The organism is Cyanobacteriota bacterium (assembly GCA_025054735.1).
Classification (GTDB): Bacteria; Cyanobacteriota; Cyanobacteriia; order SKYG9; family SKYG9; genus SKYG9.
The window spans coordinates 1-7,812 of sequence record JANWZG010000168.1 but is presented as its reverse complement, the minus strand read 5'-3'; the positions used below and the strand labels follow the sequence as shown (position 1 = coordinate 7,812).

Below are 7,812 nucleotides of genomic sequence, written 5' to 3'. Positions count from 1 at the left end.
ATTCTTCATGGCATAGAAGGTAGCAACACCCTCCTCAAAGGAAATCAGCACACCATTACGCCGCGCTTCAATTTCCCCAGTCATAGGCCGATATTCTAGGAAGCTGTGGTTCATAATACCCTCGCCACGGGTTAGGCGCATAAATTCACCCCGGAAGCCAATTAGTCCCCGTGCAGGAATAACAAATTCTAGCTGAGTACGACCGTTGGTTCCAGTTTGCATGTCTTGCATTTCGCCCTTGCGTTGTCCTAGACGCTCTATGCAACCACCCACGGCTGCTTCGGGCACATCCAGTACTAGGGTCTCGTAGGGTTCGCAGGGTTGCCCATTAACTTCGCGGTAGATCACCTGTGGCTGAGACACTTGAAACTCGTAGCCTTCGCGCCGCATGGTCTCAATCAAAATGCCTAGGTGCAACTCACCCCGACCAGATACCAGAAAACGATCAGGAGAGTCAGTATCTTCTACCCGCAGCGCCACGTTGGTTTCTAGCTCTCGCATTAGGCGATCGCGCACTTGGCGAGAGGTAACTAGTTTGCCCTCCTGTCCGGCAAAGGGAGAGTCATTGACAGAGAAGGTCATCTGTAACGTAGGTTCATCAACTCGAATCAGGGGCATGGCTTGGGGATCATTGGGATCCGTAATGGTTTCACCAATGTTAGCCTCAGCAAACCCTGCTACTGCTACGATGTTGCCTGCTGAAGCTTCCTCTAAATCGATGCGCTTCAAGCCCTCAAACCCCATCAGTTTGGAGACTTTTGCCTTAACGATCGCCCCTGACTCAGTTACCAGCGCTGCTTGCTGTCCTACCCGGATCACACCATTGTGGATCTTGCCTATTACAATCCGTCCCAAGTATTCGGAATAGTCCAAGGTGGTGACTTGCAACTGTAGTGGCTTGCTTGCATCTCCAATCGGCGGGGGCACATGGCGCAGAATGGCTTCAAACAATGGTTGCATGTCCTTGGGTTCATCGTCGAGCTTTTCCTTGGCATAGCCGCTAAGACCAGAGGCAAATAGGTAAGGAAACTCACACTGGTCATCGTCAGCACCTAACTCGATGAACAAATCCAGAACTTTGTCGATTGCTTTGTAGGGTTCCGCTTGAGGCCGATCAATTTTGTTGACAACAACAATAGGACGCAATCCTTTTTCTAGTGCCTTTTTGAGCACAAACCGAGTCTGGGGCATGGGGCCTTCATTGGCATCCACGATGAGGATACAGCCATCTACCATGCCTAACACTCGCTCAACTTCACCGCCAAAATCTGCGTGTCCTGGTGTATCGATAATATTGATCAACGTTTCCTTATACCGAACGGCGGTGTTTTTAGCCAGAATCGTGATACCGCGCTCCCGTTCCAGGTCGTTGGAGTCCATTACACAGGTAGGCACCTCTTCCCCCTCACGGAAGGTGCCAGACTGTTTCAAGAGAGCATCCACAAGGGTAGTTTTGCCGTGGTCAACGTGGGCGATGATGGCGACGTTACGGATAGGAAGGGACATAAGGGAATCCGTTAGGAGTGCAATGGTTAATAATCAGGCGCACCAAATCGGCAACAAATCAACAGTCGGTGAAGGTGCACGATGGCTCGTAACCAGAGCATTAATCTTTTCAACAGTTAGTCAAGACTTGGTAACGAACCTTTACAATACTAACCCATTTGGGTAACGGTCAACAGCGGAGTAACTACTGAGTGATCAAGTGATTAGATGAGTAATCAGAACCTGATCTGGCAGTTCCCTTGCTACCTAGGCCAGACTGGGAATAACTTTTTCTGTCAATCAAGGGTTATCTAACTGGGCAACCACAACTCTGTCAACCATGCAGGCACTGCGCCGCAGTCTGTGGATGGTGTTACGAGCTGCTCCTAGGGAATTACGCAATTTGCCGCTGATGGATCTAGTCACAGGGTCAGACCCATCGGTGTCGCTGTTGCTGAGTACGGTGTTGCTGAGTACGGTGGCGATCGATGAAACTACATTTTCTGTACCCTTGCCCAAGGGCGCATGACCGTTATCGTCAGCCATTGCCTTGCTCTGGCAAAGCTAGCCGATCGCATCATTGTGCTGGAACACGGCAAAATCGTCGAGGCTGGTAGCCATGAGGAACTGATGCAGCAGGGCGATCGCTATGACACTATGTTCACTTGTCAAGCTAGCGGCTATCTGTCTTAGTCGATCACGGCTAGCGTGTCTGGGTCTGGAGCGATCGCTGCACTGCTTCAACCCGCTTCAGAGTTTCCTGATACCGTTGAGTGTTGCCTGTGGCTTGGTATAGCTCTGCCGCCCGGCGAAAATCTGCTAGTGCGCCTCGGCGTTCACCCAGTTGCTGTCGATAGAGTCCCCGCCCATAGTAGGCATCGGCATAGGTGGGGTCTAGCTGAATTGCTTGGTTAAAGTCTGCCATTGCCCCCTGGTGATCGTTAAGTTGTCGGCGAACGGTACCCCGCCCATAGAAAGCCTTTGCATAGTTGGGGTTGAGGTTGATTGCTGTGGTAAAGTCAGAGAGTGCCATCTGGCGCTGGCCCATGCTGAGGTGAGCGATCGCCCGGTTGTTGAACACTTCAGCATTGTTGGGGTTAAGGCGAATGGCTTGGGTATAGTCAGCAATGGCCTGTTGAGATTGCCCCAATTGACGATAGGCAATACCCCGATTCACATAGGCAGCAACTAGGGTTGGGTCTTGGCGAATCGCTAGGGTATAGTCATCGATCGCACCCTGCCAGTCTCTAATCACAGCCTTTGACAGACCACGCTCTAGGAGGCGCATTGCACTAGCCGTAGTTTGGGGTTCAGGAAAGCCTTGCTGATTCACAGCGGGTAAGGGTTGGGCGATCGCTACTGGACTTCCGACTCCGCAACTCACCAGTCCCCAAATTAACCATCCGGCAAGGGCAGGGTGCAAAAACAGTTGCCAAGGGCGATGGTTCTTGCCCAAGGCGCACCAGCCGTCGCGTATGTCACTGGACTCTAGTTCTGTCCATTGATACAAGATTTCAGTAAATTGACTGGGCATGCCAATAACCCTTCAAGTAGTTCTAGAAATCACATCAGTATGGTGATGAATGTCACATATTTTGTCCCTGTCTTCCAGCCTATGAGCTGATGTCAGCATCGTCAAGATTTACCTACGTCAGAAGGCGTTCGTCATAGTTCGACTTAATCGGCTGTACCAACGTCCTAATCTCCTTGGAGATTGCTACACAGTCATCTCAAGTGACCTAATACCACTTCCTGATACTACAGCTACAGGTAGCTTGTAGTCAGGACTTAAGTCCTGACTACGAATTAATGAGTTGTCTAGTTAGCTTTTGGAGAATTGGTATAACTTGTAAGCCCGCCCCACGATAGGATTACCTCTATTCAGAGTTCTAGCTAGAGTAGGTGTAATGCAGTAAGCAATGATCTGTTGCCATGATTTGAGATAATGCGTTGGCTATGCCACTTCCTCCAAGAGAGGATGCAGCAATATTAGGCCAGCCTTAAACGAGCAAAACTGAGCAGTGACCCTATGACGCAATCCAGCAAGACATCCAAGGCTTTAACGCTTTGCAGCCCTGAATACTACCTGAACCGTGAAGCCAGTTGGGTGGAGTTTAATGCCCGTGTGCTGCATGAGGCTATGGACGATCGCACACCCCTGCTAGAACGACTGAAGTTTCTGGCCATTTTTAGCTCTAATCTGGATGAGTATTTTATGGTGCGTGTGGCAGCCCTGAAGGAACAGTTAGCGGCTGGTGTTGTCGATCGTACCCCCGATGGTCTTTCTGCCCAAGAACAGCTGGAACTGATTAGCAACAAGCTGCATCCGATCGTTGCTCAGCAACATCAACACTTTGAGCAGGTACTGCGCCCCAAACTGGCAGACCACGGCATCCACTTGCTCGACTACATTGACCTTAACCCTGAGCAGCGCACCTATCTCCAACAGTACTTTGAGGAGCAAATCTTTCCCGTCTTGACACCATTAGCTGTGGATCCAGCCCATCCTTTCCCCCACATTTCCAACCTCAGCATTAGCCTGGCAGTAGTGGTTAAGGATCCTGATACTAATCGTGAGTATTTTGCCCGCGTGAAGGTACCCCGAACATTACCTCGGTTTTTACCCCTGCCCGAAGACCTGCGATTGCGTCGAGGTGACCAGCCTGCTGTGTGGACGGGAGTGCCATTAGAGCAAGTGATTGCCCACAACTTAGAGGCACTATTTCCAGGGATGAACATCCAGGAATACTATCCGTTTCGGATCACTCGTGATGCTGACCTCAGCCTGCAGGAGGATGAGGCCGACGATTTGTTGCTAGCGATCGAGCAAGAGTTGCGCAAGCGCCGCATGGGTGGCTCTGTGGTGCGGATGGAAGTGCCTAACTCCATGCCTGATTCTGTGCGGGAACTGTTGCGAGAAGAACTGGACTTGACAGCGGCTGACATCTACGAGGTGGAAGGGGTAATTGGCCTGCGAGATTTGTGGAGCTTTATGGAGTTGCCATTACCAGAGTTGAAAGACAAGCCCTGGAAGTCAGTAGTGCCACCGTTATTGCGTCGAGACAGCGACACGCCAATCGACGGTTCTGATGTGGCGATCGAGGAGGGCAGAAACTTTTTCGCTACGATTCGGCGACAAGATTTGCTCGTCCATCACCCCTACCACTCCTTCTCGGCTACTGTTCAAGCCTTTATCATGTATGCTGCCTATGATCCTGATGTCCTAGCGATTAAGATGACACTCTATCGCACCTCAGGCGACTCACCCATTGTCAATGCCCTAATTGCAGCGGCTGAGAACGGCAAGCAAGTAGTTGTCTTAGTGGAATTAAAAGCCCGCTTTGACGAGGAAAACAACATTATCTGGGCACGCAAACTAGAGCAAGTGGGGGTGCATGTGGTCTATGGCTTGGTTGGACTCAAAACCCACACGAAAGTTGTGCTAGTCGTGCGCAAAGAAGAGAACCGAATGCGGCGCTATGTTCATATTGGCACTGGTAACTATAATCCCAAGACTGCCCGCCTTTACACCGACCTAGGGTTGTTGAGTTGTCGGGAAGAGTTAGGTGCTGACCTGACTGACTTGTTTAACTATCTAACTGGCCATGCCAAGCAGCGATCGTATCGCAAACTGCTTGTTGCCCCCTTCAGTCTCCGCAACCGCATGGTGGAAATGATTCAGCGCGAGGCTGAATATGCCTCCCAAGGTGGCTCTGGTCGCATTGTGGCTAAGATGAACGCCTTGGTAGACCCCACGATTATTACTGCCCTGTACGAAGCATCCCAAGCTGGAGTGCAAATTGACCTAATTATTCGGGGCATTTGTTGCCTACGTCCTGGCTTGCCTGGTGTCAGTGACAATATCCGGGTTATTAGCATTGTGGGACGGTTACTAGAACATTCCCGGATTTTCTATTTCTTCAATAACGGCGCAGAGCAGGTCTTTATTGGCAGCGCTGACTGGATGCCTCGCAACCTCGATCGTCGCGTAGAGGCAGTAGTCCCCGTTGAGGATCCAGCCTTAGCTAAGGAACTTCAGGAAATTCTGGGCATTATGCTGGTGGATAATCGACAAGCATGGGAAATGCAACCCGATGGCAGCTATATCCAGCGCCGACCCCCTGCTGATGCCCAGCCCCTCAGCTCTCAGGAAATGTTTATGACCATGGCACAAAATCTAGCTTCAACAAGCTAAAGCAAGTGCCTACAGCCTGCTCATAGCATTTCCGTATTCCGGGCTTGCAGTGGTTCCTACAGTGTCAAAGACTGGGGATTTGTCTCAATTAGCTCAGCTAAATCCTTGAGGAAGGCAGCAGCATCGGCTCCGTAGATAATACGGTGGTCACAGGTAATATTGACCTGCATCTGGCGGCGCACTCCCAGCAGGCCATCATCGGTGGCTACGACTTGGGGGCGCGAGGCTCCGATTGCCAAGATAGCACCCTGACCAGGTGGCAGAATCGCATCAAAGCGATCGACCCCAAACATCCCCAAATTCGAGATGGTAAAGGTACCAGAGTTATATTCCTGGGGTTGCAGTTGCTTGCTGCGGGCACGGGTCACCAAGTCTTGCCACAGGCGCGACAGGGAATAAATATCCATCTGGTCAGCTTGGGGCAACACTGGGGTAATTAATCCGCCATCTTCCATTGCCACTGCTACCGCAATGTTAATAGCGCTAGCGTACTGAATGCCATTCTCCACATAGGCCGCGTTCACTAAGGGATGCTTTTGCAATGTGACTGCTACTGCCTTTGCCAGCAGTGCTGTCATCGTCACACCTTTAGCCTTAATCTGCTTGTACAGCTTATCCAGTGCGTCGGTGGTAATGGTGTAGCCCACACGGAACGTCGGCACCGACAAACTGGCAACCATATTCCGCACTACAGCGTTTTGTAGGGTGGTCATGGGCACAACTTGGCCTGGAGTCACAGGAGCTACAGGTTTAGGCGCAGGTGTTGCCACAGTCGCAGCGGGAGCAGAGACCGCCGGGGCAGTTGCAGACACAACAGCAGGCGTAACAGCAGCAACTTTGCCTGCGGCTGCTTCCACATCCTCAGCAACAATTCGCCCGTGGGGGCCACTGCCCTTCAAGGTCATTAGATCCACATTCAGTTCCTTGGCCAATCGCTTGGCACGGGGTGAGGCAATGATCCGCCCATTGCGGGCAGGGGTTGTGGAGGGTGGGGCAGTAACCGTTGCTGCTGCGGTAGTAGCGGTTGGCGTGGCGGGGGCAGCAGCAGAAGTTGTCATAGTGGTTCCCCCCTTGAGTTGGGCTGCTTTTTGCTTAGCTGCTTCAATTTCAGCTTCGGTTTCAGCAACTAGGGCGATCGTTGCCCCCACAGGCGCTACCTCACCAGCCTCAACGACGATCGCCGCCAAATAGCCCGCATAGAAGGACTCTACATCCATGTCTGCCTTGTCAGACTCAACGACAAGTACAGTTTCTCCCTTTTCAATTTTGTCGCCAGGAGATTTTATCCAGGCAGTGATCTTTCCTTCCGTCATGGTGGAGCTAAGGGCAGGCATGAAAATTTCGTTGATCATACTTGGTGTCTGGTGCTAGGTAATGGAGTTAAGGGGGGCAAAACAAGCTTCATAGACAAATTCAGCGCCTAGGGTTCAACCGTAAGAAAATCAAAGCTAAGAAACAGACCTAGCTTTCAGTAACCCACTAGTTGGCCCTCAGTAGACGACGCTAGAGTTTGCCACGAATATCTTGAACAATGCCATTGCGTAGCAGGACTTCAACCTGCATCTTTTCAAAGACGTTATCGCCTTTTTCTAGGTAAAAGAAACTTTCCAATTGACCTACATCAACTTCTTGCTCCAGTTCTAAAAGCTGAACACGATTAATCTGCTGGAGTAACTGATTCTTCTGCTCTAGCAACTGGCTTTTGTTGTTGTTCACCTGAATTTGTATGTTCTCAATCTGCTGAGTCACTTCTGGGCTAGGTGGTTGCAGGCTTTGCTTTTGGATTTCGGCGATCGCCTGCCGTGCTTGCAATTCCATTTGCTGAACTTGCCCATCAATCTGGTTGATCTGCATTTGGAATTGTTGCTGGGTTTGTTCTTTCCATTCGGGCGTTACAATCGTCCGCATTTGGACAGTACGCTTCAAAAGTAACTTGTTAGAGACATCCATGGTTGTCGAAGATAGAGAGCAGGTTGTCGAAGATTAAAGAGCAAAAGTCACTGCTAAGTGTCAGTCAACTGAGTGTCAGTCAACGTTAAGTATTAGTCAAACATCCCGTCAATCATACCGCGATAGCGATCCATTACTACATTCCGGCGAATTTTTAGGGTTTGGGTTAACAATCCATTATC

General features: G+C 50.7%; 7 protein-coding genes. 3 read left to right on the top strand and 4 right to left on the bottom strand.

Annotated features, from left to right (window positions below; all coding sequences use genetic code 11):
• Positions 1-1,506 (bottom strand): translational GTPase TypA (typA, locus tag NZ772_09680; protein MCS6813824.1); only part of this gene is annotated, 1,506 nt, incomplete at its 3' end.
• A 319-nt stretch (positions 1,507-1,825) separates the two neighbouring features.
• Between typA and NZ772_09675 the strand changes: the two genes are divergently transcribed.
• The gene (locus NZ772_09675; GenBank protein ID MCS6813823.1) at positions 1,826-2,014 is read left to right on the top strand and encodes a hypothetical protein; all 189 of its coding nucleotides are present in this window, start codon (positions 1,826-1,828) and stop codon (positions 2,012-2,014) included.
• A complete protein-coding gene (locus NZ772_09670; GenBank protein ID MCS6813822.1) occupies positions 2,011-2,178 on the top strand; it encodes a hypothetical protein in 168 nt (55 codons plus the stop codon). The genes NZ772_09675 and NZ772_09670 overlap by 4 nt, the downstream gene beginning before the upstream one ends.
• A 10-nt stretch (positions 2,179-2,188) precedes the next feature.
• Here the strand turns inward: NZ772_09670 and NZ772_09665 are convergent, their stop codons facing one another.
• On the bottom strand, positions 2,189-3,019 hold the full coding sequence (locus NZ772_09665; protein ID MCS6813821.1) for a tetratricopeptide repeat protein: 831 nt from the start codon (positions 3,017-3,019) through the stop codon (positions 2,189-2,191).
• Between the two features lie 495 nt (positions 3,020-3,514).
• Here NZ772_09665 and ppk1 point away from each other — a divergent pair, with 495 nt between their 5' ends.
• Positions 3,515-5,680, top strand: coding sequence for a polyphosphate kinase 1 (ppk1, locus tag NZ772_09660; protein ID MCS6813820.1), 2,166 nt, complete (start codon positions 3,515-3,517; stop codon positions 5,678-5,680).
• A gap of 56 nt (positions 5,681-5,736) precedes the next feature.
• On the opposite strand, the gene NZ772_09655 is transcribed toward ppk1, so the two are convergent.
• The gene (locus NZ772_09655; GenBank protein ID MCS6813819.1) at positions 5,737-7,032 is read right to left on the bottom strand and encodes a 2-oxo acid dehydrogenase subunit E2; all 1,296 of its coding nucleotides are present in this window, start codon (positions 7,030-7,032) and stop codon (positions 5,737-5,739) included.
• Between the two features lie 151 nt (positions 7,033-7,183).
• Positions 7,184-7,630 carry a YlqD family protein gene (locus NZ772_09650; protein MCS6813818.1) on the bottom strand — a complete coding sequence of 149 codons (447 nt, stop codon included), beginning with the start codon at positions 7,628-7,630 and terminating at the stop codon, positions 7,184-7,186.
• Between the last annotated feature and the right edge of the window lie 182 nt (positions 7,631-7,812).

Coding starts and splice junctions, on each gene's coding strand:
- NZ772_09675 (MCS6813823.1), top strand. CDS start 1,826: ATGCAGGCACTGCGCCGCAGTCTGTGGATGGTGTTACGAGCTGCTCCT.
- NZ772_09670 (MCS6813822.1), top strand. CDS start 2,011: ATGACCGTTATCGTCAGCCATTGCCTTGCTCTGGCAAAGCTAGCCGAT.
- NZ772_09665 (MCS6813821.1), bottom strand. CDS start 3,019: ATGCCCAGTCAATTTACTGAAATCTTGTATCAATGGACAGAACTAGAG.
- ppk1 (MCS6813820.1), top strand. CDS start 3,515: ATGACGCAATCCAGCAAGACATCCAAGGCTTTAACGCTTTGCAGCCCT.
- NZ772_09655 (MCS6813819.1), bottom strand. CDS start 7,032: ATGATCAACGAAATTTTCATGCCTGCCCTTAGCTCCACCATGACGGAA.
- NZ772_09650 (MCS6813818.1), bottom strand. CDS start 7,630: ATGGATGTCTCTAACAAGTTACTTTTGAAGCGTACTGTCCAAATGCGG.